Raw genomic sequence first — 26,198 nt, 5'->3', positions numbered from 1 at the left:
CTACCGGCCGCACCTCGTGCGGCCGGTATCGTTTTACGGACGGAAAAGGGGTTGGGGCAGTATGGGCGATGCCGGGAAACAGACTGTTGGAGACATCGGCTTCGGGCGGATATTCCCGATCGTCAGAATCTTCGACGAGACCAAGGCGCGGGAGTTCTATGTCGATTTTCTCGGTTTCGAGGTCGACTGGGAACACCGCTTCGGCGATGATTTCCCGCTTTACATGCAGGTTTCACGGGCCGGAATGGGGCTTCACCTCAGCGGCCATCACGGCGATGCGACGCCGGGCTCCAACATCTTCGCCACCATGCACGGCGTTCACGCCTATCAACAGGAACTGGCGGCGAAAGATTATCGCTTCATGAAGCCGGGCGTCGAAGAACTGCCATGGGGCGATGTGATGGAAGTGACCGATCCGTTCGGCAACCGCATTCGTTTCTGCGAGCAGAAAAGCGAAGAGTGATGTTTTACGCGTGAGCGCAAGGCCCTTGACCTTGTTCTCCGTTTGAACGATAGAACGCGCAAATAGCGAACCGCGCGCACGGAGACCCCGTGCGCGCGGTTCGTGCGTTTTGGCAATCGGTCATGCAATTCGTTCGCATCCGCACGGGGGCAAAAATGAACAGTGAAGGCAATATGCTGGTCCGGAAGCTGGCATTCTGGAGCATTCCGCTTTCTTTCGGCGTGCTGGGCCTCAAGCTCGTGGCCTGGTGGGTCACGGGCTCGGTCGCGCTTTTATCGGACGGTCTGGAATCGACCGTCAACGTGGTCGCGGCCTTCATCGCCTATTTTGTCATTCGCTATGCGCAGAAGCCCGCCGATGACGACCACCAGTTCGGCCACCACAAGGCGGAATATATTTCCGCCGTCGTGGAGGGTGTGCTGATCGTCGTTGCCGCGCTCCTGATCGTGCAGGAGGCCTGGGGCGGTCTTTTCAACCCGAGGCTGCCGGAAGCGCCGGCCCTTGGTCTTGCCATCAATGCGGCGGCGGGCGTCATCAACGCCATCTGGGCGACGATCCTGATCCGTGTCGGCAAAAGACATGCCTCACCGGCGCTGGCCGCCGACGGCCATCACATCATGTCCGACGTCGTGACCTCGGCAGGCGTTCTCGTCGGCCTCGTTCTGGCGCTGCTGACGGGTTATGCCATTCTCGATCCGCTGCTCGCCATCCTGGTGGCCATCAACATCCTGTTCCAGGGATCCAAGGTCATTCTGCATTCGCTTGGCGGGCTGATGGACCGGGCCGTGGAGCCGGAAGAGGACGAGGCGATCAAGAAGGCCATCGCCGAACATTCCGGCGGTGTGATTGGCGTCCATGATCTGAGGACACGCCGCGCCGGCTCGGCCGCCTTCATCGATTTTCACGTCGTTGTTCCTGCTGTCATGACGGTGCGCGAGGCGCATGATATTTGCGACCGCCTTGAAGATGCCATAAGGGACGTCATACCGGGCGCCAGCCTTGCCATTCACGTCGAGCCGGAAGGCGAAAAGGCGCATGGCGTCAAAGTGATTGTTTGAAAAACAGGAGTTTTCCATGTCAGTGACGGATGTTTCCGGCCTGTCGCAGCTGGGCACGAAGGTCGATACGCCAGAGAGCCCGGAAAAGGCCGTTCTTGAAAAGGTGCCGAACGGCAATGCCGGCACCGATTACGTGGTGCGCTTCACCGCACCCGAATTCACCTCGCTTTGCCCGATGACCGGCCAGCCGGATTTCGCCCATATCGTCATCGACTATATTGCGGGCGATTTTCTGGTGGAATCCAAGTCGCTGAAGCTGTTTTTGCAGTCCTTCCGCAACCACGGCGCATTCCACGAGGATTGCTCGGTCTATATTGCCAAGCGGCTGGTGGAGTTGCTGCAGCCGAAGTGGCTGAGAATCGGCGCTTACTGGTATCCGCGCGGCGGCATTCCGATCGACGTCTTCTGGCAGACCGGACCGGTGCCCGAGGGCGTGTGGCTGCCGGATCAGGGCGTTCCCACCTATCGCGGTCGCGGCTGATCCGGCTTCCACGAGATTAAAGGTTCAGGCGAACGAACCGTCGTCGCCTGAATCGAAATCCGCGTCGTCGGCGCTGTCGTCATCGGCCTGCCGGATATCGTCGTCGTCGTTGTTCTGGGGGCTGGCGTTGTCGCCGTAATAATTATTGATGACGGTTTCCTCGACAGGCGCGTTACCGGCAGCATTGCCGCCGCCGAAGGGCGAGCCAAGGCCGAGCGATGACATGTGGCTGCCGAAAATGCCGCTCAGCGAATTGGCGAGCAGCATGCCGCCGGCGACACCCGCAGCGGTCCCAAGCGCACCCTGCAGAAAACCACCGCCGGAAGAACGCCCGAATGCGCCGGGCTGCTGGCTCCAGGGGCCGCCGGATTGCTGACCGGCGGGCGATCCCCAGGGACCGGCCGTCTGGCCGGCGGTATCGTTGCGCCATGAGGTTTGCGGGGCAGGGGCGGGTGTCGGCGCTGGCGGCTGTGACTGGCCGGTTCCGAAGATGGAACTCAGAAAACCGCCCTGCGCTGCGGCCTGCGGGGCGCTGTTGCCGCTTTCCAGCGCGTGGATACGGTCTTCGAGCTGCTTGATATGGGCTGCCGCCGCCTCCAGACCCTTTTCCTGAACGATGACCGCCTGGGCGAGATAATAGGGGGCTGCGGGCTGATCGCGCACGGCGTCTGCGATCAGTGTTTCCGCCTCGCGGTCACGCGGGGTGGCGGATGCGGTTCTGGTCCTGTCGAACAGGGCCTTGAGAAGCTGGCTTTCTTCCGGTGACATATGATGCCTCCTTACCGTGAAGCGAAAATCCACGATAAGGAGGTAGGCCTCAATTCCGGCTTTTCAAAGCGGTCCGAATTTTAAATTTCGGTAATGATTGTCAGCCGCCGAAGGCGAGCGAGAGACCCGCAATCGCCGTCAACGCGCCAACCGTGCGGCTGGCTGCCGAACCGAAACGGGCAATGCCGAAGCCGAGCGCGATGCCGGCCGCATGCAGGATGGCGGTGGCGATCATGAAGCCGATGCCGAATTGAAGCGCGCCGGCGCTGCCGAGTTCACCGCCATGGGCGTGGCCGTGGAAAAGCGCGAAAGCGCCGACCACGGCAGCGGCGGCTGCCGTCGGAAGCCTTGCCGCCATGGCAACCAGCAGGCCGAGACCGATGACGGAGGCGAGAATTGCCGGTTCGACGAAGGGAAGCCCGATGCCATAAACCGCCATCAGGAAGCCGGCGGCCATGGTGCCGACGAAGGCGGAAGGCACGATCCACAACGCCTTGCGGTCGCCCTGCGCCACGGCGATCTGCGAGGCCCAGATGCCGACGGCCACCATCGCCAGAATGTGGTCCGCACCGAAGAAGGGGTGGGAGACGCCGGCCATGAAGGAGCCGTGTTCTTCCGGGTTCAAATGGGCGAAAGCGGGCAGGGCGGTAACGCCCAGTGCGGCGGCAGTGAGGCTTAGTCTTTTCAGCATGGTTCCCTCTTGAATTATGGCTGTCCGCAACGGAATCTTGGGGCTTCCCGCGGCAGGCGGCGCTGCAATGAGGCGTCAACGATATCGCGAAGGCAGACAGGCTGTCCATGCGTCATCTGCCGGGGGTGCTGTTTATTGTTGGCGGGCAAACCTTGCCTTTTTCTCTCATTGCCTTACGTAACAAGTCGCACTATGTCCGAAGGGCATGCACGAATTTTGCTGGAGAGAGCCGTTGATGAACGAAGACGAAGACGACAAGAGCAAGGAACTGCCGATCGGCAAGGAAACGGAAGCGAATCTTTTCAAGTCGCGTTCGATCTTCATCTATGGTGGCATCACGCAGGAGCTGGCGCAGAAGGTCTGCACGCAGCTCGTGGCTCTCGCCGCCGCCAGCGACGACGACATTCGCGTTTACGTCAATTCGCCGGGCGGCCATGTCGAATCGGGTGATTCCATCCATGACATGATCAAGTTCATCAAGCCGAAGGTCTATATCATCGGCACGGGCTGGGTCGCTTCCGCCGGCGCGCTGATTTACGTTTCGGTGCCGAAGGAACGTCGCCTCTGCCTGCCGAACACCCGCTTCCTGCTGCACCAACCCTCCGGCGGCACGCGCGGCATGGCGTCCGACATCGAAATCCAGGCCCGCGAAATCATCAAGATGAACCAGCGCCTGATCAAGATCTTCTCCAAGGCCACCGGCCAGAGCGAAGAAAAGATCGCCAAGGATATCGATCGCGATTACTGGCTCGGTGCGGAAGAGGCCAAGGACTACGGCCTCGTCGGCAAGATCGTCGAGAGCCAGTCGGAACTCTGAGTTTTCGATTTTTCAGTTGAGAAAGCCCGTATCGGTGAAAACCGGTGCGGGCTTTTTCCTTTCAGGCCGGTGTTATTTCATCATGTCGCAGGCCTTCATCATGTCGGCCTTTTTCATCTTGTCCATTTCCATGCCGGCCTTGTGCATGCAGTCCTTCTTGCTGGCCTTCTTGCCGGCCATGGACATGCCATCCTTTTTCATCGTCTCCGTCTTCATGGCGTCGCTATGCATGGTATCCTTCTTCATCGTATCGGTTTTCATGCTGTCGGCATGGGCGATGCCTGCGAAGGAAAGAGCGGACAGAAGGGAAGCGGCGGCGATGGCGGTGAAAATGCGGGTCATGAAGGGTCTCCTCTGGACGTCGTTGAATGTCCGCCGGCATCGTGCCGGGGCTCACGATTGTCCATTCGTCCGGGAACGGCCGGCCGTTACATCTTCACGCGCTTGTGACGACAAGTTCGGGCGAGATTTTTTTAAAGCCACTATGTAACAATATCCTGCCGATTGCGAATAACCCGATAGTGACGATGACAGGCAGCCTTCGGAAGAAACACTGAAAATGCTGATGCTGCGTTCCCTCGATGGGGACGAAGGCGCCTACAGGCATTTGCTTCATGCCCTGAGACGGCTGCTGATCGCCTATTACGGCCGGCGCATGGCTGCTGCCGCCAGAGGCGATGTCGAAGATCTTGTACAGGAAACGCTGTTGTCGCTTCACGCCAAGCGGGAGACCTATGACCGTGCGCGACCCTTCACGGCCTGGTTCTTTTCGATAGCGCGCTACAAGCTCATCGATCACTATCGGGGCCGGGGTGCGCGCCTGCTGGCGGAAGTGGAACTCGATGAAACGCTGGAGGCGGAACCGTCCGTCGATGCGGTCACGGCCCGCATGGATGTGGAGCGGCTGCTTGATGAGTTGCCGGAACGGCAACGGGATCTCATTCGAAGGGTGAAGCTCGAAGGTCACTCAATTGCCGAAGCGGCGCAAAAATCCGGCCAGACCGAGCTTGCGGCGAGGGTCGGTATTCACAGAACGCTGAAAGTCCTGGCGGCAAAGTTGCGGGGGGACACGTGAGGAAGACGGAAGACATCATCGATCAACTGGCGGGCGATCTGAAACCCGTACGAGCTTTTGCGCTGGAGCGGAGGCTGGCGTTCGTGGCCTTGCCTGCGCTCGGCGTTTCGCTGCTGCTGATGGTCGTCATTCTGGGGCTTCGCAGCGATATGAATGACGCTATGACCGAACCGGGTTTCTGGGTCAAATCCGCCTATAATGCCCTGCTGGCCGTGGCCGCATTTTTCGCCCTCATGCGTCTTGCGCGGCCGGAGGGCGACAGGGGTGGCCTGTTCGCGTGGCTTGCGGTGATTTTTGTGGCCATGGCGGTCATCGCGCTCGTCCAGCTTGGATTTGCCGTGCCCGGCACCTACAGGACCCTCATTATCGGATCGTCGGCGCTGCATTGCCCGTTTTTGATCGTTGCTTTCGCGCTACCGCTGTTTCTGGCGAATTTCGCGGCTCTCAAGCGTTCGGCTCCCGCTGATCCCACGCTTGCGGGCTTTGCCGCAGGCGTCGCCGCGGGTGCGGCCGGGGCGTGGGTCTATTCGTGGTTCTGCACCGAAAACGGCATGGCTTTCGTGTTGATCTGGTATTCGCTGGGCATCTTGTTGACCGGCATCATCGGCGCTTTTGCCGGTTCACGTCTGCTCCGCTGGTGAAGGCAAGATTGCCGATGCCGGCCCGGACATGGTCCAGAGCCGGCATTCTGCTTCATGCGGATTTCACTGACCCAGATTGGCGGGAATTGCGAATGCCGCAAACTGGGTGAACTGCTTGCCGGTGTTGAAATTGTCATCGGAGGCGATGACGAAGAGTTGCTTGCCATCCACCACCGGGCCGAAAGCGAAGCTTTCGATATTGTCGATATCGAGGCCGAAATCGCCTTCGTTGATTTCGAACCAGGCCGATTTGGATACGGCGGCCACGGATGCCGGATCGATCTTGTCCTTGCCGAGAATATTGTCGGCGCGGGACATGTCGGCGATGAAGAAGCGGATGTGATTGCCGACGCCGGAGGCGAAATTGCGCTCGACAGCGACGAAACGGCCATCCGGCAGAGCCGCAATGGCGGAAAGGCCGTTGTCGTTATATTTCGGCTCGGCGGCGGTCGGGGTCTTCGAGATAGGCTCGGTGACATAGACATGCTCGGCGACCGGTTTCAGCGTCGCCGTGTCGATGACGAGGATGCGGGCCGGGCTGCCCGCCTGCGGCGTCGCCTTGGGGCCGTCCTGGGTGAGCGCATTTTCGGTGGCGGCGATCAGCCGGCCGGGCATCAGCGTCAGGCCTTCGAAAGCGAGGTTGTTCTGAACGCCCCTGGTCTTGGCGTCATCGACGAGATAGGCGTTTGGCAGTTCCAGCCGCTTCACATTGCTGCCGTCGAGGTCCGACACGTAAAGCGCCGGCTGGTTCTTCAGGTCGCGTTCGGAGGACCAGTAGAGCTTGCCGCCCTTGCGGTCGAGCGCGATGCCTTCCGCATCGATGCCCTTCGGCGCAAAAGCAGCGCCGGTCTCGTCCTTCAATTCGCGCGTGGCGGCGATGTTGAGCGTGGCGGCGCCTTCCGTCACGGCCAGCTCCAGCTCGTAATAACGGGCCGGCCCTTTTTCCACACGGTCATCGGAAATTGCGAGATAACGACCGGTTTCGCTGTCAAAGGCGAGATCGGAAATGCCGCCGAAGGTGACGCCATCGATGGAGAGGCCCGATGGAACGACAATCTGGCCGAGAAAGGCCGGTGGCGGCGGGGTCTGGGCCGCGGCGGGCAAAGCCGCAAAACAGCAGGCGACGGTGGTGACGATGCGGAGCATGGCGAGGGTCCCTCTTGTGGCGGATGACCGGTTGCGATGCAGGGAGGATTAGCGCCGTGCCGCTAAACTTTGATGACGTTTTCCCTGTTGCCGTACCTGAAGTCTGGCGGCTCATCTTGCCAAGCCGCGTCTTTTTTGATCCTGAATATAATCACGCTTCATCCAAAGCGTGTCGCCATCCCCGGATTCCCGCGTCACGCTTCAGTTTTGTTTCTGCCTGTCGCCAATGCGGACCGCTGCGGTTGTTTGCGACAGGCAGCAGGCCGCAGAGTGCTTCATGCTGAAAGATTTTTCCGTCCAGAGCCTGTTCATGGGCTGCCTCACCGCCTTTGTCGGTTTCGCCAGCTCCTTCGCCGTCGTGCTGCAGGGCCTGAAAGCTGTCGGTGCGACGGATTTCGAGGCGGCGTCGGGACTGATGGCGCTTTCGGTGGCGATGGGGCTTTGCGCCATTATTCTCTCCGCCGCCACCCGGCTTCCCATCAGCATCGCCTGGTCGACGCCGGGTGCGGCACTGCTTGCGACCACCGGCGTCATTGAGGGCGGCTTTCCGGCGGCCGTCGGCGGTTTCATCATCTGCGCCATCCTGATCATCATCGCAGGCCTGTTCCGGCCGCTTGGAAAGGCGGTCGCCTCCATTCCAGCGCCGCTTGCCAATGCCATGCTCTCCGGCGTCATCATCGGCCTGTGTTTTGCACCGATCAAGGCGATCGGCTTCAACCCGGCGCTCGGATTGCCGATCATCCTCGCCTGGATCGTGGTGGGAGCTTTTAAACGGCTGTTCGCTGTGCCCGCCGCCCTTGCGGCCTTCGTGCTGGTGATGATTTTCGGTGTCGAAATTCCGGCGGGTGCATTTGATAGCGTGGCGCAATCGCTGACGCCGCCGATGGAGTGGGTAACGCCCGTCTTCAGTCTCCACGCGGTTGTTTCCATCGCTCTGCCGCTCTTCATCGTCACCATGGCCTCGCAGAATATTCCCGGTATCGCGGTGCTGAAGGTCAATCATTACGATCCGCAGCCCGGACCGCTTTTCGCCTCGACCGGCTTTTTCTCGCTGCTTTCCGCACCCTTTGGCGGCCATGCCGTCAATCTAGCGGCGATTACGGCGGCGATGTGCGCTGGCGAGGACGCCCATCCTGATCCGAAGCGGCGTTACTGGGCGGCGATCATCGGCGGTGTCGGCTATATTATTTTCGGTCTTTTGGCGGGCGTGGTCACGGCCTTCGTGGCGCTGGCGCCGCCCATTCTCATTCAGGCTGTGGCGGGGCTGGCACTGGTCGGCGCCTTTTCCGGCTCCGCTGTCGCAGCCTTCAGGGAGCCGGAAACCCGCGAGGCGGCGGCCATTACTTTCCTCATCACGGCTTCCGGCCTTTCCTTCGGCGGTATTTCCGGGGCCTTCTGGGGTTTGATCGGTGGGGGACTGATGATGGCGTTGCAGCGGGTGGTGAAGCGTGGTTAGATAGTGGAAATGGTATAGTTTTTATATTATATTCTCATGGTATTCGAATTTGATCCGATAAAGAGCGCTGGCAATAAAGACAAACACGGCATCGATTTTGTCGATGCACAGGCATTGTGGCACGATAAATACGGTTTGACGGTTACAGCGCACAATATTGGAGAAGAGCGGTTCGCCCTCATCGCACTTCTCGGGGAGAAGTTGTGGTTGGCTGTCCATACAGTGCGGGGTGGCCGTATTCGCATCATTTCCGTGCGCCGTGTCCGAAAATTAGAGAGGTATCATTATGAAGACAATAAGCGCAGAAGAATTCGACAGGATGGCCGATGATGGCGAAGACATCAGCGAATATCTCGACTGGTCGACGGCGCGCCATCTGAACATCGAACCCAAGCGCGTGAACATCGATTTTCCGACGTGGGTCGTCAACGATCTCGACAACGAAGCACGTCGTCTCGGTGTGACCCGGCAATCGCTAGTCAAATTGTGGATCGCTGAAAGGCTGGAGACTGGCCGTCAAGCAAAATAAGCCTGCGCATCACAAGATCACTTGTCAGACCGCCAGCCGCTGTTTATACACATCGCCATGAGCAACAGCATCGCAACCATTTTCGGCATGAGCGCGCAGATTTCTGCGAAGGCCTCGCCGTGCGGTGCACTCTCGCTTCTTAGCCTCGACCTTACACGCGGTTGCCGGGTCCAGTGAGGAGCGCCCGGCGGCCGAAAGCCCGCTGGTGCAAACGCTCCTCATCTCGAAATCTCATTTTATACTGGATTTAGGCCCTCAAGGGTCGCGCATCCGCCGATGGCGAAAGACGCCCGCGGACTGCGCAAGGAGGAAGCGAAATGGACGGCAAGATCACCAATATTTCCAAGGGCATGGCTGACGCGAGCGTGAAGTATCGCCCTTACCCGACCATCAATATCCCCGACCGTACATGGCCGGGCAAGACCATCGACAAGGCGCCGATCTGGTGTTCGGTGGACCTGCGCGACGGCAACCAGTCGCTGGTCAACCCCATGGGCCACGACCGCAAGGCCCGCATGTTCAAGCTGCTGCTCGAAATGGGTTTCAAGGAAATCGAGATCGGTTTTCCTTCCGCCTCGCAGACGGATTTCGATTTCGCCCGCTGGTGCGTGGAAGAGGGCAATGTGCCTGACGATGTCTCCCTGCAGGTGCTGGTGCAGTGCCGCCCGGAGCTGATTACCCGCACCTTCGAGGCGCTGGAAGGCGCCAACAAGCCGATCATCCACTTCTACAATTCCACCTCGGAATTGCAGCGCCGCGTGGTGTTCGGCAAGGATGTGCACGGCATCAAGCAGATCGCCGTCGATGCGGCCAAGATGATCACCGACATGGCGGCGAAGGCCGGCGGCGGTTATCGCTTCGAATATTCGCCCGAGAGCTTTACCGGCACCGAGCTGGAAGTGGCGCTGGAAATCTGCAACGCCGTGGTCGAGGTTGTGAAGCCGACGGCCGACAACAAGCTGATCCTGAACCTGCCGTCGACGGTGGAAATGGCGACGCCGAACATCTATGCCGACCAGATCGAATGGATGTGCCGCAATATCGACAATCGCGAAAACGTCATCATCTCGCTGCATCCGCATAATGACCGCGGCACGGGCATTGCCGCGACCGAACTGGGCCTGATGGCCGGTGCTGACCGCGTGGAAGGCACGCTGTTCGGCAATGGCGAACGCACGGGTAACGTCGACGTCGTGACGCTGGCGCTGAACATGTATACGCAGGGTGTGGACCCTGAGCTGGATTGCCGCGATATCGAGCGCATCAAGGATGTCTACGAATATTCCAACGAGATGACGATCCCCGAGCGCCATCCCTATGTCGGCGAACTGGTCTACACCGCCTTCTCCGGCTCGCATCAGGATGCGATCAACAAGGGCATGAAGGCGATCAAGGTCGCCAATCATCCCGTCTGGGAAGTGCCCTATCTGCCGATCGACCCGAAGGATGTCGGCCGTTCCTACGAGGCGATCATCCGCATCAACTCGCAATCCGGCAAAGGCGGCATTGCCTATATTCTGCAGCAGGATTACGGCATCAACCTGCCGCGCAACCTGCAGGTGGAATTCCGCGAGGACATTCAGCGCATCACCGATGAAGAGGGCGTGGAGCTGCCGGCCAAGCGCATCTACGAGCGCTTTATCGAGCGTTACGTGACGCAGCCGAATGCACGCATCAAGTTCGTCGATCACCACACCTATCCGGCCGGCGATTTCAAGGGCGTGCGCATCGTGGCTGCCGAAATCACCGATAATGGCGAGGTGAAGCGTATCGAGGGCAAGGGAACCGGCCCGATCGACGGGTTCATCAATGCGCTGTCGGTCTATCTCGGTATCGATCTGTCGGTGAATGACTATTCCGAGCATTCGCTGCAGCATGGCTCGAACGCTTCGGCCATCGCTTATGTCGAGATGGAGCATCCGGGCGGCAAGCTGTTCGGGGCAGGCGTCAATACGAATATCGTGGCGGCGTCGCTGGAGGCGATTGTTTCGGCGGCCAATCGGGTGCTGGAAGAGCGGGCGAAGTGAGTTTGCCTTGAGGGTGGGGCTTTACCCCCCTCTGCCCTGCCGGGCATCTCCCCCTCAAGGGGGGAGATCGATCCGAGGCTAGCCCTCAGCCATCTCAACGTTTGCGAATGGAGCGGTGGTAGCGCCTCCTGCCGATCTCCCCCCTTGAGGGGGAGATGCCCGGCAGGGCAGAGGGGGGTGAAGCCACACGCTCCAACCTCACCGTAGCGAACCTACTGCCCCAGCAGCGAAAACCCCAGCGGCCGCCCGTTTTCATAAAACACCCGCACATCCTCCAGCGCCACACCCGTCCCCGTCTCATTGAGGCTGTGCCGCTCACAGGCGACATTCCATGTGCCGGGGCCACCGGAGATATGGAAGAGATTATAGGCCGCGCGCGGTTTTTCACCGCCCGGTCCCTGGCTGGCGGAGGAAATGCCGACGACCGGGATATGGTCTTCCCCGTGGTGGGTGTTCAGCCAGTAGACCGTGTTGAGATGGGTATGGCCATGCAGCACGAGTTCCGCGCCACCGACACCGAGAGCGGCGGCAAAGCGACGAACGCCGAACATGCGTTTGTGGGCGGCAGTGGCACCCCGGATCGGCGGGTGATGGATCATCACCACGCGGAATAGCCCCTGCTCCCCGGCTTTTTTCAGGAGCTCCGCCGTGGCGCGCGCCTGCCGATTGCCGAAGTAGCCGGTTGCCGAAAAAGGCGGCGTCGCAATCGAGGTGGAGCAGCCGATCAGTGCGACGGGACCGCGCACGCGCATATAGGGAAAAATCTTGCGGTCGTCGTCCCATTCCAGCGGGTCGCCATCGCCGCGCACATAAGGGTACCAGGCCTGCATGGCCTTGTCGTGCGCGCCGGAAACATAGGCGTCGTGATTGCCGGGAACGACGGAGGTTTTTTCGGGATCGCCCACTTCCTCCAGCCAGTCGGCGGCGGCGCGGATTTCAATGCCTGTCGCAAGATTGACGAGATCGCCGGTAATAGCCAGATGATCCGGTGACTTTGTCTCCAGATCGTCGAGCAGCTTTTCCAGCGTATCGGTGAAGAGATGCTTGCGGCGGTTGCGGTGCCAGTTGACAAAACCGGTGATACGCTTGGATGCAAGTTCGCGGAAAGTGAGTTTTGGCAGTGGCCCCAAATGGACGTCTGAAATATGGGCAAGTTTGAACATGGCGGCAGAGATAACCTATGATATGCCGCGCGTCCAATAAAAGCCGGCAGGCGGGGAGAAACCAGGGTGAATGAAGAGACAACCGGGCAGAAGACCCGTCCGTTCCATATGCGTGTCTTCATCCGCTTTCTGCATTTCGTTTTTCTGTTCACGCGCGGCGCAACTCTTGGTGTGCGTGCGGCCTGTTTCGATGAAAAAGGCAGGATTTTTCTGGTGCGGCACACCTATCTGCCGGGCTGGTATCTGCCGGGCGGCGGTGTGGAGCGTGGCGAGACACTGCTGATGGCGCTGCACAAGGAAATCCGCGAAGAAGGCAATCTCGAAGCGGCCTCCAAACCGGAGCTGATCCATGTCTATCTCAATCTGGAAGGCAGCAATCGCGATCATGTGGCGCTCTACCGGCTTGACGTCTCCCAGACCAAACCGAAAAAGCCCGATCATGAAATTGCCGAAAGCGGCTTTTTCGACCTGTCGGAGCTGCCGGAAGGGATGACGGCCGCAACCCGCCGCCGCCTTGCCGAGCTTGCCGGCGAAGCGGCGATCGCCGACCACTGGTAGTAACGGCTTTCCGCTAGGAGAGCGCCTCGCGGCCATGGGCCATGGTCAGGTCCAGTTCCGGGCCGACGGGCACGATGCCGGTCGGGTTGATGGTGCGGTGACTGCGGTAATAATGTTCCTTGATGTGGCGCATATCGACCGTGTCAGGCACGCCGGGCGTCTGGTAAAGATCGCGCAGGTAATCCGTCAGGTGCGGATAGTCGTGGATGCGGCGGATATTGCATTTGAAATGGCCGACATAGACGGGGTCGAACCGTACCATCGTGGTGAACAGGCGCCAGTCCGCTTCCGTCTGTTCTGAACCGAACAGGAAACGCCGGTCCTTCAGGTGGTCTTCCAGCATATCCAGCGTTTCGAACACCTTCACGGCATTCTGCTGATAGGCGTCTTGCGTGGTGGCGAATCCGGCCTTGTAGACGCCGTTATTGACGGTGTCGTAGATCACGTCGTTCAGCGCATCGATCTCGGCGCGCAGCGCTTCGGGATAATAATCGGCCTGCGAGCCGGTGAGATCGTTGAAGGCGGAATTGAACATGCGGATGATTTCCGCCGATTCATTGGAGACGATGGTGCCGCGTTTTTTATCCCACAGCACTGGCACGGTGACACGCCCCGAATATTTGGGGTCTGCTTTGGTGTAGACCTGCCAGAGCGTCGAGGAGCCGAAGAGGTGATCCTCGGTCGCGCTCGGCGTGCGCTCGCCCTCAGGCTTAAATTCCCAGCCGTTTTCGAGCATCAGCGGATCGACGACGGAAACGGAAATCAGGTTCTCCAGCTTTTTCAGCTTGCGGAAGATCAGGGTGCGGTGCGCCCAGGGGCAGGCGAAGGAGACATAGAGGTGGTAACGGTCCTTCTCCGCTTCGAACCCGCCTTCTCCGGAAGGGCCGGCTGCGCCATCCGCTGTGATCCAGTTGCGGAATTGCGAGGCGCTACGCTTGAAGTGCCCCTTGGTTTCCTTGGTGTCATACCAGACGTCTTTCCATACGCCTTCCACCAGCATGCCCATGATGATCTCCTTGATTGTTTCCTTTTGAGCGATCCTAACCGTTCTGCACTCTCCCGCGAACCCGCAAGGCGCTGAACAATGCGTTTCCGGTCCTGTGGAAACTGAATGGGATAGTGCAGAGATTTGTTCTGGACGGGTGGGAATTTTCCTGATAACTGCAATTTTCACAAATCTGAGGAAATTGCTGACTATGATCGAACCACGGATGCTCCGACGACGCTGACGCTCCTGAACGCCCTTACCGGCGCAGCCGTCACCTATTGTCGCATCCGCATTCTGGAAGTTTCGGTCTCTTCATGTCCAAGCACGATCTTGTCTACCTCACCGAGGACGCGTCGCACGACGCCATCATCGACGTCATCAACGAAGAAGCATTCGGTCCCGGCCGGCATACCCGTGCCGCAGCGCGCATCCGTGAGCAGGGGCCGCATGACCGGTCGCTGTCCTTCGTTTGTGCCGACGATGGCGAAACCATTGCTTCGGTGCGCATGACGCCGGTTCTGGCGGGTGGGGTGAACGGCCATATGCTCGGGCCCCTTGCGGTTCGGCCCTCGCACAAGAACAAGGGCATCGGCCGGGAACTCGTCCGGATCGCCATTGCCGCCGCCCGGCGGAAGGGCTCGGAAGCGGTAATCCTGATCGGCGATCCGCCCTATTACATGCCGCTCGGTTTCGAGAAGGTCGCTTATGCGGCGCTCGATTTTCCCGGCCCGGTCGACCCGAACCGGGTGCTCGTCGTGCCGATTGGCGACGACGTGCACCAGCGGCTGAAGGGCAAGATCGGCTGGCGCAAATGCGAGGCCGTGATGCCGGCCGCCTCGGCGGAAGATGAGGGTTTTGAGGAGCCGCTCAGGGTTTACGGCTGAGGGGTTATCCGAAGGGGCTTTGTGCTTCTTAGCGCAACATAAAACCCGTCATTCCGGCCTTGAGCCGGAATCCAGCCAGCCCAAGTCTTTGGGCTGAGAGGACTCTTCCCACGGCGCAGACGCGCCGTGACTGGATGCCGGATCAAGTCCGGCATGACGGAAGGGGCGTTGCGCGCTATGGCAAACATCGAGACTGCCGTGCACATCTCCTTGTGTGGTAAAATCTTCTTCCGGTAGCCTGTTTCGAAACAACGCGCCTCCCTCCACAGAATTCAATTCCGTTTCCTCCCCCTATACGATAGCAAGTCAAAGTCGATTTCTGCAAAGGGGCGGGGCATGACGGCTATCACCATGAACGATGCGCTGGAGCGCGCGGGCGCAGGCGCCTATCAGCGGCGGCTGATGGGCATATTTGGCCTCGTCTGGGCCGCGGATGCCATGCAGGTTCTGGCCGTTGGCTTCACCGCCGCCTCGATTGCCGCAACCTTCGGGCTGACGGTGCCGCAGGCGCTGCAGACCGGCACGGCGTTCTTTTTCGGCATGTTGCTCGGTGCTGCCGGTTTTGGGCGGCTGGCGGATCGCTACGGGCGTCGCCGTGTGCTGATCGTCACCGTGGCCTGCGATGCGCTGTTCGGCGTGCTTTCGGTGTTCGCGCCCGATTTCACCATCCTGCTTGTTCTGCGCTTTCTCACCGGTGCTGCCGTGGGCGGCACGCTGCCGGTGGATTATGCGATGATGGCCGAGTTCCTGCCCGCGAAGTACCGGGGACGCTGGCTGGTCTTTCTGGAGGGTTTCTGGGCTGTCGGCACGCTGATCGTGGCACTGGCGGCCTGGGGCGCCAGCCTTGCCGGCGTTGCCGATGCGTGGCGGTATATATTCGCGGTGACGGCTTTTCCGGCGGTTCTCGGCCTCGGCCTGCGCTTTCTGGTGCCGGAATCGCCGCTTTACCTGCTGCGCAGCGGGCGGTTGGAGGAAGCCAAGGCCGTCGTCAACCGCATGCTGGTGACGAATGGGCGTGCGCCGCTCGATGCCGGGACCGGGCTTTTCCAGCCTGACGTGGTCAAGGGGCAGGGGATATTTTCGCCGGCGCTCAGGCAGCGCAGCATCATGATCCTCGCCATTTGGTTCCTCGTTTCCGTTTCTTATTACGGTGTCTTCACCTGGATGCCGGCGAAACTGGCCGGAGACGGGTTCGGTTTCGTGCGCGGTTACGGGTTTCTCGTGCTGGTGGCATTGGCACAGATCCCCGGTTATGCGCTTGCCGCCTATGGCGTCGAAAAATGGGGCCGCAAGCCGACGCTGATCGGCTTCTGCCTGCTCTCCGCGCTCGGTTGCCTGCTCTTCACGCTGGCTTCGGCGGGCGCGATGATCGCCGCCTCGCTTCTTATCATGAGCTTTGCACTGCTCGGCACCTGGGGAGCGCTTTATGCCTATACGCCGGAACTCTACCCGACGGAATCGCGGGCGACCGGTATGGGGGCCGCAGGCGCCATGGCAAGGCTCGGCGGCCTGCTGGCGCCGTCTCTGCTTGGTTATGCCATAGCGCAGGGTTTTGGCGTTGCAATCGGCATTTTCGCCGGCCTGCTGGTGCTTGCCGCCATTGCAGCGACGATGATCAATGCGGAAACGCGGCAGGTGGCGCTGAGCTGACGCGTCGTTTTCGCGCAATGGCCTGACCCGTTGAGGATCAGGCCAGGCTGTTTCGCACCTTACAGCGCCGTGTAGTTGACCGGCAGCCAATCGTAATTGGTGCTGTCGGTGCGCACATGGCCGATGCCGGGGAAGGCGATATGCGCGCCGGCCACCAGATATTTGCCCTCTACTGCCTGCCGAAATGCCAGATCGCGCGCCACGACGGCGGCCTTCTGGTCGACGTCGAATTCGATGGCCACGTCAGGCTCATCGAACTGGAGGATATCGCCATGGGTGATATCGCCCCAGAAGACGATTTTCTGGCCGTCGCTTTCGAGAACGACAGCGCTGTGGCCGGGCGTGTGGCCGGCGTAAAGGATAGAGCCGAGACCGGGAACCGGCGCGGCATTGTCGCCGAATGTCTCGAACTTGCCGGCATCGATATAGGGCTGGATGCTCTCCTTCGCTTCCGCATAACCCTTCTTCAGCGCCTCAGGCGCTGCCTTGGCCTTTGCCGCATCGAGCCAGAAGACGGCTTCGCGATCGTTGACGTGCAGGGTCGCATTGGCAAAGACGCGTTTGCCATCGGCTGACAGCCCGCCGGAGTGGTCGGTATGGATATGGGTGAGGATAACGTCATCTATATCCGTGGTTTTATAACCGGAGGCCTCGATATTGGCGACGAGCCTGCCGAGGGATGGGCCGAGATAAGCGCCGGTGCCGGCGTCGATCAGCACCAGCCTGTCTCCGGTGTTGACGAGAAATGCGTTGACCGAGGTGGGCGTCTCTTCCGGCAGGAAGGCATCCTGCAAGACCTTTGCCGCATGTTCCGGCGTGGTGTTGGTGTAGATTTTGGCGAGCGGCAGCGCGATGACGCCGTCCGAAAGGGCGGTGACTTCCACCTTGCCGACCATCAGTCGATAAAAGCCGGGTGCCTGTGTCGCGGCAAACGGTGCCTTGGCGAATGCGATGGCGGGGGCAACGAAAGGGGCGGCGAAGATGGCGCTGGCGGCGCCTTTGAGAAGTGAGCGACGGGACGGCATTGGGAGCTCCTGGGTTGAGGGAATGTCTTGAAACTTTCCGCACTCCAGCTAAGTGTAGGCAGGCCAGCAATCAAATCGATGTGACTTATGCAAACTATCGATCATTTCAATCTTCGTTCCTTCGACCTCAATCTTCTCATCGCTTTCGATGCGATGATGGAGGAGATGAACGTTACGCGCGCCGCGCGGCGGCTGAAAATCCAGCAACCGGCCATGAGCCATAATCTCTCCACCCTGCGCACCCTGTTTCAGGATGAGCTTTTCATCCGCGTGGGGCAGGAGATGAAGCCGACGGCGCGGGCGCTTAATCTGGCCGGCCCGGTGCGGCAGGCGCTCCGGCAGGCGCAGGCGGCGGTGATGACAGCGGATGTGTTCGATCCGGCCACCGAGCGCCGCACGTTCCGGCTGGGCATGTCGAGCGAGGTGGAGCTGTTGCTTTTGCCGGATCTGACGGCGCGGCTGCGGGAGATTGCGCCCGGCATCCGCATTCTCGCCCGCAGCGGGCAGGAGCAGGAAATTACCGCGATGCTCGATACGGGCGTGATCGACATGGCGGTCGGATGCACCTATTCGAAGGAACAACGGCATCATTGCGAGCCGCTTTATTCCTCCAGCGTGCTGTGCTGTTTCAACCCGGCCTTGCTCGATCTGCCCAATCCCGTCGGGCTGGATGCCTATATGGAGGCCAAACATGCGGTCATATCGCAAACGGACAGCCTGCATGGCTGCATCAAGGATGCGCTGGAACTGAGCGGACTGGAAATCGACGTCGTTGCGGCCGCGCCGGATTTCCTCTCGGTGCTGGCGACGGCGCGATCCTCGGCGGTACTGGCGACCGTGTCCTCACGCATCGCGCTGCGTTATGCGCCCATGCTGGGGCTGGAAATAAGCCCGGTGCCGGTGACGCTGAGTTTCCCGCCGGTTGCCATGGTCTGGACATTGCAGACTGACGCGGATGCCGGAGCCGTGTGGCTTCGCCAGCAAATCCGCGAGGCCATGGGCCGAACGGTGGACGGTGGGGTATCGGGGATCGCCGCCTAAAGCATGTCTCCCAAACTGTGCAGTGGTTTTGGGAGACATTCATAAAAACAAAGAGATAAAACGCGTCGCATTTAATCTGCTTCCACAGTACACGATAGTTGAATTCATCGACGGTGCTGGGTGTCGTTACCCCCCTCTGTCCTGCCGGACATCTCCCCCTCAAGGGGGGAGATCGTTCCGTGGCGATGTCTCGTACCTCTCGACGGTCGAGAATGAAGCGGCGAGAAAGCCTCTTGCCGATCTCCTCCCTTGAGGGGGAGATGTCCGGCAGGACAGAGGGGGGTAACGACGTGCGCGATCGTCGACGATTTTCAACAGCCTGCTAGAAGCGTTTCTCGAGCCATGTGATCGTCTGGCCCGTGGAAAGCGGCGCAAGCGAGCCGATTTTGGTAAAACCGTAGCGTTCGTAGGTTCTCAGGGCATCCGGGTTCATCGTGTCGATATAGGCGCCCATGCAGCCGCGCTTTCTGGCTTCCTCCTCTGCCATGGCAAGCAGCTTCGGAGCCGTGCCCTGACCGCGCATGGCCTCCGGCACGAAAAGAAGCTGGACGTAAAGCCAGCCGCGAGCGGTATAGCCCACCAGACCGCCGGTGACGGTATTGTCGTCATCGCGAATGGTGATATTGAGTTCGCGTTTGTCGCTTTCGCCGAAACGGGCGAGATTATAGGCCACCAGCGGATCGCGAATGGACTTTTCGACTTCCGCATCCGCGACGTCGCTCAAAACGAAATTCATGTTCATCTTCCCGGGCCGCCGGGCGGCAGCCGTTTCCCGTTTTCCGTTCCGAGACGTGAAGCGCCCTAAGCTCTTCGCTGGAAACTCAGTTACCGGCCCTCACGCCACCAAAGTGCGGAGAAGGCAAGCAGCAGGGCGGCAAGCCCGGCAAAACCGGCAAAGAGCGGCAGGGTGTTGACGCCTTTCAGCACCGTCTCGTCGGTCATGCGTATCAGCATGCGATCCTCATCGGCAACCCTGATATCTCCGCGCACCGGCAATATATCTGGCAGCGCGATACGGCCGGAATTATCGGCGACACGGTGCACGCTGCCTCTGGTGGCGTCGGCCAGCGGTTTCAGCGTTTCGGTGGTCGAGATCATAGCCTTGAATTCCGGCGCATCCACCGCGCCGACATGGACGAGGGTGGTGAAATCGCCGTTTTTGATTTCGAACAGGCCGGTTTCATCCATGCGGCGCTCGATCCTGTAAAGACCGGGCTCCGTGCTGGTGAAGGCCATGTTCTCGGTCCTGCCGGAAGGGAAACGCACGCTGGCCTGCCCGGGATCGTCGCCGATGGTCTGGCGGGTGATCTGCAAGGTGCGGCCATTGGCGCGCGCCGTCAGCGCTTCTTCCTCAAGCTCGGGCTCCTTCATCAGCCAGTGGGCGATGCGGCGGTAAAGCGCCACATGCGGGCCGCCGCCTTCGAAACCGCGCGCCCACAGCCAGCCCTGATCGGACAGCAGCATGGCGACACGGCCTTCGCCCTGACGGTTGAGAACCAGAAGCGGGTCCTGCCCGTCGCCCAGCATCACGGTCTGGCCCTGCGGTGGGTCGACGCTGATGGTGCGGAACCAGCGGCCCCATTGCGGCGGCTCGTTGCCCGAACCTTCCAGCCCGCGGGTGACGGGGTGCTTCTTGCCCGCTTCCGAAAGGCGCGGGTAGAAAGCGGCCTGATGCACCTGACCGGTCGGCTGCGCCGGCAGCACGGAGGCGAGCGGCGTCATGGCGATCGAATCCTGACCGGCATGTTCCGGCCCGGCGGCGATCAAGAGCGCGCCGCCCTTTTCGACATATTGGGCGATGTAATCGTAATAGAGGATCGGCAGCACGCCGCGATGCTGGTAGCGGTCGAAGATGATGAGGTCGAAATCCTCGATCTTTTCGACGAACAATTCACGGGTCGGGAAGGCGATCAGCGACAATTCGTTGATCGGCGTGCCATCCTGTTTTTCCGGTGGGCGCAGAATGGTGAAATGCACCAGATCGACCGAGGTGTCGGATTTCAGCAGGTTACGCCAGGCGCGTTCACCAGCATGCGGCTCGCCGGAGACGAGCAGCACGCGCAGGTTCTGGCGGATGCCTTCGATCAGGTGAACGGCGCGGTTGTTGGCAGCTGTCACTTCGCCCGGAAGTTCTGCGACGGAAAATTCCATGACATTGTTGCCGCCACGCGGAACCTTGAAATTGAATGGCGTCGGCTGGCCGGGTGTGGCCTGCAGCGTGGCGATTTCTTCGCCATTCATCTTTACCGTCACTTCCGCCGAACCGCCACCGGCGGGGCGGCCGTCATCGAAGACGCGCAGCGTCAGCTGCTGTTCCTCATTGACGATGCCGAAGCGCGGGGCACGGACGATCTCGATACGGCGGTCGAACTCATCGGCCTTGCCGGTGATCAGCCCATGCACGGGGGCGCGGAAGCCCAGCGCCTGTTCGGCATTGGGCAGGGCATTCGGTATATCGTGAATCTGGCCGTCGCTGAGGAAGATCGCGCCGCCGACGCGCGACGGCGAGACATCCGAAACGGCGGAGGAAAGTGCGGAGAAAAGCTGCGTCGAAGGTGAATCGCTCTCGCCATTGTCGCGCACTTCCACGATGCGTGGCTCGATACGAGGGAAGCGGGAGAGCCGGTCTTTCAGCGTCTCCAGCGCCGTATCGGTCATCTGCGACCGATCCTGCACGTCCTGGCTCTGCGAACGGTCGACGATAACGGGCACGATGGTGGAGAGCGGCTCGCGCTCCTCCTGCGTCAGAAGCGGATTGGCGATGGCCGCAAGCAGGGCGGCAAGCGCCAGCCCGCGCAGCCACGCGCCGCGCACGCCGCGCCACAGGCCGATGAAGGAAAGCGCAAGAGCGGCGACGGCCAGAACGGCGATCACGATCCACGGCAGGAAGGGGGCGAAGGTCAATGTCATGTCACTGCCCCAACCGTTCGAGAAGTGCGGGAACGTGGACCTGATCGGCCTTGTAGTTGCCGGTCAGCATATACATCATGATGTTGACGCCGGAGCGGAAGGCGTGTTCGCGCTGCATCTCGTCCGGCGGCACCGTTGGCAGAACCGGCGCGCCCTGCGGATCGACGGCCCAGGCGCCGGCGAAATCATTGCCCGTTATCATGATCGGCGTCACACCATCGCCGGAGGAGGAGAGACCCGAGGTGGTCTTGGCCGCCCCCTGCCGTGATTCCACCCAGAGCGGCGAGCCGTTGTAACGGCCGGGGAAATTGGTGAGCAGGTAGAAGGACCGCGTCAGAACGTGGTCTTCCGGCACGGGCTCCAGCGGTGGGATATCGATATTGGCGAGGATCGCCTGCAGGCGTTCGCCGTTAGGGCTGGTCGCACCGGTGTCGAGCGAAGAGAACTGGTCGCGCGTGTCGAACAGCACGGTGCCGCCGGCGCGCATATAGGCGTCGATGCGCGAAATGGCGGCGCTTGAGGGCATGGGTGCCGTTGCGGAAACCGGCCAGTAGATGATGGGATAAAAGGACAATTCATCCTTGGAAATATCGAGGCCGACCGGCTGGCCCGGCTCCAGCGTCGTGCGCCAGGTCAGGAATTCGCTCAACCCCTGCAAACCCTGCTCGGAAATGCGGTCGACATCGTCTTCACCGGTGCGGACATAAGCGAGATGCGTCGTGTCCAGCCGCTCGAAGATCTGCTCGTCGCCGGGTTTGGGATCGTCGGCGCGGGCGTCGGTTGGCGACATGGCGGCAAAGGCGCCAAGCGCCAGAAGCACGGTGGCGGCGGTCGCGCTGCGGGCTTTCGGCAGGCGTGCGAAGGCGCCGTTCATGAAGAGCACGATCAGGCTGTCGGCGATCAGCATCAGGAAGGCGGCGATGAAGAGCGCCGGGCGCAGCGATTTCGCCGTTTCGCCGATCAGCGCTTCGCTGGTGGTGCTGACACCGGCGGCGGACGTGTCGAGGGGGCGAAGTGTGGCACCTGCGGGTAAGAGATTGAGAGCCACGAAACCATCCTCTGTGCCATAGAGGCCGGGGGGATTGTCGAAACCGGTGCGGGGCGGCTGGCCGGCGCGCATTTCCAGCGGCCGGGCAGTGCCGATTTCGGCTGAAAGCGCGCCTTCCGCCGTCAGCAACCGGAAGGGCGGAAGGGCAGCGGCCGGGGCATTGGCGTTGGCGGAAGCGCCGCCCGCCTTCGACAATTGCACGATACGGCGCAGCATATCGACGAAATGGCCCGAGATCGGCAGGTCGGACCAGCTTGCCTCGGCGCTGACATGGAAGAGCACGATGCGGCCAGCCTCGACATTGCGGGTGGTGACGAGCGGCGTGCCATCGGCAAGGCTTGCCCATGTGCGTTCAGCCAGATCCGGTGTCGGTTCGGCCAGAACCTGACGTTTGACGAGCACGCCGTCGGCCTTCGGCATGCCGGCAAAGGCGCCGAAATTCGGGAAATCGGCAAGCGGCTGCGGCTCGGCCCAGGAGAGCGCGCCGCCAAGCGCGCGTTCGCCCTGTCTGAGTGTTACAGGCACCAGCGGATCGTCGGCCGGGGCTGCGGCAAGGCGCGGTCCGGCAAAACGGATCAGCGTGCCGCCCCCGGCGAGCCAGCGTTGCATCGGCTCATAGGTTTCCTGCGGCAGACGGCCGATATCGGCCATGACGATGACCGAAGGATTGGATTGCAGGATTTCCGGGATCGCCTGCGCCAGATCGGCCTGCCGCTGCGGGATGAGATCGGCGAAAGGCTGGAGCGCGCGACTGATGTAATAAAGCGGCTGCAGCAGCGGCTGGAAATCATTGCCGGTTTCGCCGGCCAGCAGCGCCACGCGACGGCGGCGGAAGCCGTCGTCGAGAAGATGCACCGCACCCGCCGTCGACACGCCTTCGAGGGAGAGGCGGGCGAAATCGTTGCGCAGCTCGAAGGGTGCTTCCACCGTTGCCGTGGTTTCGGCCGCGCCGGGCGCGAAGTTCGCGATGCCGTTGGCGAGGATGCGGCCCTGGCTGTCCTGTGCATTGACGGTCAGCCGGGTGGCTTCGGCGGTATCGAGGCGCGACAGTGTGACGCTCATTGCATCGGCATTGTTGGTTGCGCCCGTAATGGCGGTGATCGCCTTGCCGTCGCCCTTCACGATGCGGAATTCGGCGGGGGAGAGGCTGGCAAGCGTTCTCATCGCGCTTTCATCCTGCGCGGTTTGAACACCATCGGCAATATAGGCGATCGTGCCGGGGGCCGCGCCGTTCAGCGCCTCAGTGATGGCTTCCGCCGTGCGGATACGATCGGGTACGAGGGGCTTCGGCTTTGCTGCGGCGAGTTTTTCCAGTGCAACGGCTGTCGTTCCCGGTACGGCGTCATGTTCCGCATCGGCGGTGAAGCTGATGGAGACGGGGCGGTCTGCGCGCTCCGCATCGCCGATCAGGGCCTGAGCGGTGGCCACGCGTCTTTCCCAGTCGGGCGCGGAGGCCCAGCTATTGTCGACCAGCAGCACCAGCGGGCCGCTGCCGGCGATGCTGTTGTTGCGCGGGTTCACCACCGGATCGGCCAGCGCGAAAATCACCGCGGCGGCAAGCGCCATGCGCAGCAGGGTCAGCCACCACGGGCTTTTCGAGGGCGTTTCCTCGCGTTTCAACACCGTCGCCAATATCTTCAGCGGCGGAAACACTTCCGCCTTGGGGCGCGGTGGGGTGAGCCGCAGCAGCCACCAGATGGCGGGCAGCGCCAGAAGGCCGAAGAGGATATAGGGGCTGGTGAAGACGAAAGGCAAAGCGCTCATCTGTGCCCACCGCCCTGTGCCGGCGCGCCGGAAAGATACATGTGCATGGCCACAAGCGCCTCGGAAGCGAGATGGTCTGTGCGGTGGAACACGAAGTTCCAGCCGAGACGGCGCAGCGACGAGGACAGCGCCTCGCGCCTTGCGAGATAGGCGCGGGTGTAATCCTCGCGAATGGTTTCGGCACGGCCGGACACCAGTTTTTCGCCGGTTTCCGGATCGGTGAATTCGGTGCGGCCGGAATAGGGGAAGGTCTCTTCGGCCGGATCGGCAATTTCCACCACATGGCCGCGCAGGCCGCGCCGCGCCAGAGGCGAAATCCGCTCCATCACGGCTTTGGCATCATCGAGAAAATCGCCGATGAGGACAATATCGCTCGCGCCGCGGATCATGCCTGTTTCCGGCATGCCCGTTGTCAGCGGCGCGTGCATGATGGCGGCGGCCAGCCGTTCGGCGGCGTTTCTGGCCGAGACCGGCTCCATGATGCCGGGGCAGCCGATGCGCTCGCCCGAGCGCGCGAGGATTTCCGCCAGCGCCAGCATCAGCACCAGCGCCCGGCTTTCCTTGGAGACGGAGCCGAGGGTGGATTTGAACATCATCGACGGCGACATGTCGGCCCAGAGCCAGATGGTGTGGGCGGCTTCCCATTCCCGGTCGCGCACATAGGTATGGTCGTCGCGGGCAGAGCGGCGCCAGTCGATGCGCGACAGGCTTTCGCCTTCGGCATAGGGGCGGAACTGCCAGAAATTTTCGCCGATGCCGCGTTTGCGGCGGCCGTGCCAGCCGGCGGTGACGGTGTTGGCGATGCGCTTTGCCTCGACCATGCAGTCCGGCACCAGGGCTGCGCGCTGGCGCGCGCGCGCCAGAACTTCGCTACCCGGCGTCTTGTCTACGATCTGGCCGATGGATGCCACATGCAGTCCTTTCGCGAACGTGCGTTCAGTTCTTCGCCTGCTCCACGAGCGCCGCAATCACATCGCGCACCGACATGCCTTCGGCGCGGGCCGCAAAGGTCAGCGCCATGCGGTGTTCCAGCACCGGTTCGGCGAGCGCATGGACATCGTCCAGCGACGGGGCGAGCCGGCCTTCGTAAAGCGCACGGGCGCGGGCCGTCAGCATCAGCGACTGGCCGGCGCGCGGACCCGGACCCCAGACAACGTGTTTGTCGGTCAATTTGTTGCCATGGCCGGGGCGGGCGGAGCGGACGAGCGAGAGGATTGCATCCACCACCTTGTCGCTGACCGGCATCTGGCGGATGAGGGCCTGGATTTCCATCAGGCGCCCGGCATCGATCACGCCGCGCGCTTCGCCCGAGGCGGTGCCCGTCGTGTCGAGCAGGATCTGGCGTTCGGCGGCAAGCTCGGGATAACCGACATCGACCTGCAGCAGGAAGCGGTCAAGCTGGGCTTCGGGCAGCGGATAGGTGCCTTCCTGCTCCAGCGGGTTCTGAGTGGCGAGAACGTGGAACGGCTTCGGCAGCTCATAGGTCTGGCCGGCCATGGTGATGTGATATTCCTGCATGGCCTGCAGAAGGGCGGACTGCGTGCGCGGGCTGGCGCGGTTGATTTCGTCGGCCATCAGCAGCTGGCCGAAAATCGGACCCTTGATGAAGCGGAAGGAACGGCGGCCGTTTTCGTCCTGATCCATGACTTCGGAACCGAGGATGTCCGACGGCATCAGGTCCGGTGTGAACTGGATGCGGTTGGCATCGAGGCCGAGCACGGTGCCGAGCGTGGTGACGAGCTTGGTCTTGGCGAGGCCGGGAACGCCGACGAGCAGCGCATGGCCGCCGGAAAGGATGGCGAGAAGCGTGTTCTGCACCACTTTTTCCTGGCCGAAAATGACCTTGGAGACTTCCGTGCGGATGGCCGCGATATCGGAAAGCGCCTTTTCAGCCGCGGCGACGATGGCCTTTTCATCGAGGGTTTCGCCGGTATTCATCACGCCCATGTCGCTCTCCTCATACCTTCGCCGCTGTCACAGTCACATCCCGGTTTTGCTGGCAGTCGGCCGGGACG

At 61.5% G+C, this 26,198-nt stretch carries 26 protein-coding genes; 14 read left to right on the top strand and 12 right to left on the bottom strand.

Going from position 1 to position 26,198, the window contains the following annotated elements:
- Positions 1-61 precede the first annotated feature (61 nt).
- The 3 genes from L904_RS19100 (at position 62) to queF (ending at position 2,002) form a co-directional block, all read left to right on the top strand.
- Positions 62-463, top strand: a complete 402-nt coding sequence (locus L904_RS19100) for a glyoxalase superfamily protein (RefSeq protein WP_020808492.1) — start codon at positions 62-64, stop codon at positions 461-463.
- A gap of 155 nt (positions 464-618) precedes the next feature.
- Complete coding sequence (locus tag L904_RS19095; RefSeq protein WP_031233337.1) at positions 619-1,521, top strand: cation diffusion facilitator family transporter; 903 nt, start codon at positions 619-621, stop codon at positions 1,519-1,521.
- Positions 1,522-1,537: 16 nt separating this feature from the next.
- A complete protein-coding gene (gene queF, locus L904_RS19090) occupies positions 1,538-2,002 on the top strand; it encodes a preQ(1) synthase (protein ID WP_020808490.1) in 465 nt (154 codons plus the stop codon).
- Positions 2,003-2,026: 24 nt separating this feature from the next.
- On the opposite strand, the gene L904_RS19085 is transcribed toward queF, so the two are convergent.
- Positions 2,027-2,770 carry a DUF2076 domain-containing protein gene (locus tag L904_RS19085; RefSeq protein WP_020808489.1) on the bottom strand — a complete coding sequence of 248 codons (744 nt, stop codon included), beginning with the start codon at positions 2,768-2,770 and terminating at the stop codon, positions 2,027-2,029.
- A gap of 100 nt (positions 2,771-2,870) precedes the next feature.
- Positions 2,871-3,461: a HupE/UreJ family protein gene (locus L904_RS19080; protein ID WP_020808488.1), complete on the bottom strand. Its 591-nt coding sequence runs from the start codon at positions 3,459-3,461 to the stop codon at positions 2,871-2,873.
- Positions 3,462-3,696: 235 nt separating this feature from the next.
- On the opposite strand from L904_RS19080, the gene L904_RS19075 reads away from it, so the two are divergent.
- Complete coding sequence (locus tag L904_RS19075; protein WP_003523060.1) at positions 3,697-4,278, top strand: ATP-dependent Clp protease proteolytic subunit; 582 nt, start codon at positions 3,697-3,699, stop codon at positions 4,276-4,278.
- A gap of 72 nt (positions 4,279-4,350) precedes the next feature.
- Here L904_RS19075 and L904_RS19070 read toward each other — a convergent pair whose 3' ends face one another.
- Entirely contained in the window at positions 4,351-4,620 is a 270-nt protein-coding gene (locus tag L904_RS19070) for a pentapeptide MXKDX repeat protein (RefSeq protein WP_020808486.1), read from the bottom strand.
- A gap of 217 nt (positions 4,621-4,837) precedes the next feature.
- On the opposite strand from L904_RS19070, the gene L904_RS19065 reads away from it, so the two are divergent.
- Complete coding sequence (locus L904_RS19065) at positions 4,838-5,353, top strand: sigma-70 family RNA polymerase sigma factor (RefSeq protein ID WP_003523063.1); 516 nt, start codon at positions 4,838-4,840, stop codon at positions 5,351-5,353.
- Positions 5,350-5,994: an NrsF family protein gene (locus L904_RS19060; RefSeq protein ID WP_020808484.1), complete on the top strand. Its 645-nt coding sequence runs from the start codon at positions 5,350-5,352 to the stop codon at positions 5,992-5,994. Before L904_RS19065 ends, L904_RS19060 begins: the two co-directional genes overlap by 4 nt.
- Positions 5,995-6,057: 63 nt before the next feature.
- Here L904_RS19060 and L904_RS19055 read toward each other — a convergent pair whose 3' ends face one another.
- A complete protein-coding gene (locus L904_RS19055) occupies positions 6,058-7,140 on the bottom strand; it encodes an esterase-like activity of phytase family protein (RefSeq protein ID WP_020808483.1) in 1,083 nt (360 codons plus the stop codon).
- Positions 7,141-7,417: 277 nt separating this feature from the next.
- Between L904_RS19055 and L904_RS19050 the strand changes: the two genes are divergently transcribed.
- The 4 genes from L904_RS19050 (at position 7,418) to leuA (ending at position 11,152) form a co-directional block, all read left to right on the top strand.
- Positions 7,418-8,596 carry a benzoate/H(+) symporter BenE family transporter gene (locus L904_RS19050; RefSeq protein ID WP_020808482.1) on the top strand — a complete coding sequence of 393 codons (1,179 nt, stop codon included), beginning with the start codon at positions 7,418-7,420 and terminating at the stop codon, positions 8,594-8,596.
- Between the two features lie 36 nt (positions 8,597-8,632).
- Positions 8,633-8,926: a BrnT family toxin gene (locus tag L904_RS19045; protein ID WP_031233333.1), complete on the top strand. Its 294-nt coding sequence runs from the start codon at positions 8,633-8,635 to the stop codon at positions 8,924-8,926.
- Positions 8,883-9,125: a type II toxin-antitoxin system BrnA family antitoxin gene (gene brnA / locus L904_RS19040; RefSeq protein ID WP_020808480.1), complete on the top strand. Its 243-nt coding sequence runs from the start codon at positions 8,883-8,885 to the stop codon at positions 9,123-9,125. The genes L904_RS19045 and brnA overlap by 44 nt, the downstream gene beginning before the upstream one ends.
- Before the next feature lie 317 nt (positions 9,126-9,442).
- The gene (gene leuA / locus L904_RS19035) at positions 9,443-11,152 is read left to right on the top strand and encodes a 2-isopropylmalate synthase (protein WP_020808479.1); all 1,710 of its coding nucleotides are present in this window, start codon (positions 9,443-9,445) and stop codon (positions 11,150-11,152) included.
- Between the two features lie 212 nt (positions 11,153-11,364).
- Here leuA and L904_RS19030 read toward each other — a convergent pair whose 3' ends face one another.
- A complete protein-coding gene (locus tag L904_RS19030; RefSeq protein ID WP_020808478.1) occupies positions 11,365-12,315 on the bottom strand; it encodes a metallophosphoesterase in 951 nt (316 codons plus the stop codon).
- 108 nt (positions 12,316-12,423) lie between these two features.
- Between L904_RS19030 and L904_RS19025 the strand changes: the two genes are divergently transcribed.
- Complete coding sequence (locus tag L904_RS19025) at positions 12,424-12,873, top strand: NUDIX domain-containing protein (protein ID WP_371259438.1); 450 nt, start codon at positions 12,424-12,426, stop codon at positions 12,871-12,873.
- A 13-nt stretch (positions 12,874-12,886) separates the two neighbouring features.
- Here the strand turns inward: L904_RS19025 and L904_RS19020 are convergent, their stop codons facing one another.
- Positions 12,887-13,879 (bottom strand): glutathione S-transferase family protein, encoded by a 993-nt coding sequence (locus tag L904_RS19020; protein WP_020808476.1) that lies wholly within the window; start codon positions 13,877-13,879, stop codon positions 12,887-12,889.
- A 296-nt stretch (positions 13,880-14,175) separates the two neighbouring features.
- Between L904_RS19020 and L904_RS19015 the strand changes: the two genes are divergently transcribed.
- Together L904_RS19015 and L904_RS19010 are read left to right on the top strand one after the other, a co-directional pair.
- Complete coding sequence (locus L904_RS19015; RefSeq protein WP_020808475.1) at positions 14,176-14,745, top strand: GNAT family N-acetyltransferase; 570 nt, start codon at positions 14,176-14,178, stop codon at positions 14,743-14,745.
- Between the two features lie 336 nt (positions 14,746-15,081).
- Positions 15,082-16,395, top strand: a complete 1,314-nt coding sequence (locus L904_RS19010; RefSeq protein ID WP_020808474.1) for an MFS transporter — start codon at positions 15,082-15,084, stop codon at positions 16,393-16,395.
- 59 nt (positions 16,396-16,454) lie between these two features.
- Here the strand turns inward: L904_RS19010 and L904_RS19005 are convergent, their stop codons facing one another.
- On the bottom strand, positions 16,455-17,420 hold the full coding sequence (locus L904_RS19005; protein ID WP_020808473.1) for an MBL fold metallo-hydrolase: 966 nt from the start codon (positions 17,418-17,420) through the stop codon (positions 16,455-16,457).
- Between the two features lie 87 nt (positions 17,421-17,507).
- Between L904_RS19005 and L904_RS19000 the strand changes: the two genes are divergently transcribed.
- Positions 17,508-18,461 carry a LysR substrate-binding domain-containing protein gene (locus L904_RS19000; RefSeq protein WP_020808472.1) on the top strand — a complete coding sequence of 318 codons (954 nt, stop codon included), beginning with the start codon at positions 17,508-17,510 and terminating at the stop codon, positions 18,459-18,461.
- A 322-nt stretch (positions 18,462-18,783) separates the two neighbouring features.
- Here L904_RS19000 and L904_RS18995 read toward each other — a convergent pair whose 3' ends face one another.
- From L904_RS18995 to L904_RS18975, 5 genes are all read right to left on the bottom strand, one after another.
- On the bottom strand, positions 18,784-19,197 hold the full coding sequence (locus tag L904_RS18995) for a GNAT family N-acetyltransferase (protein WP_031233330.1): 414 nt from the start codon (positions 19,195-19,197) through the stop codon (positions 18,784-18,786).
- A gap of 89 nt (positions 19,198-19,286) precedes the next feature.
- Entirely contained in the window at positions 19,287-21,371 is a 2,085-nt protein-coding gene (locus L904_RS18990) for a membrane protein (RefSeq protein ID WP_035262074.1), read from the bottom strand.
- Position 21,372: 1 nt separating this feature from the next.
- Positions 21,373-24,183 (bottom strand): DUF4159 domain-containing protein, encoded by a 2,811-nt coding sequence (locus L904_RS18985; RefSeq protein ID WP_020808614.1) that lies wholly within the window; start codon positions 24,181-24,183, stop codon positions 21,373-21,375.
- Positions 24,180-25,094: a DUF58 domain-containing protein gene (locus L904_RS18980; protein WP_020808613.1), complete on the bottom strand. Its 915-nt coding sequence runs from the start codon at positions 25,092-25,094 to the stop codon at positions 24,180-24,182. Before L904_RS18980 ends, L904_RS18985 begins: the two co-directional genes overlap by 4 nt.
- A 25-nt stretch (positions 25,095-25,119) precedes the next feature.
- A complete protein-coding gene (locus tag L904_RS18975; RefSeq protein WP_003523087.1) occupies positions 25,120-26,130 on the bottom strand; it encodes a MoxR family ATPase in 1,011 nt (336 codons plus the stop codon).
- Positions 26,131-26,198: the final 68 nt, after the last annotated feature.

This window comes from Agrobacterium sp. LY4 (assembly GCF_001526585.1).
In the GTDB taxonomy this organism is placed as follows: Bacteria; Pseudomonadota; Alphaproteobacteria; order Rhizobiales; family Rhizobiaceae; genus Agrobacterium; species Agrobacterium leguminum.
The sequence above is the reverse complement of the archived record's forward strand: the minus strand, read 5'-3'. Positions and strand labels throughout refer to the sequence as shown.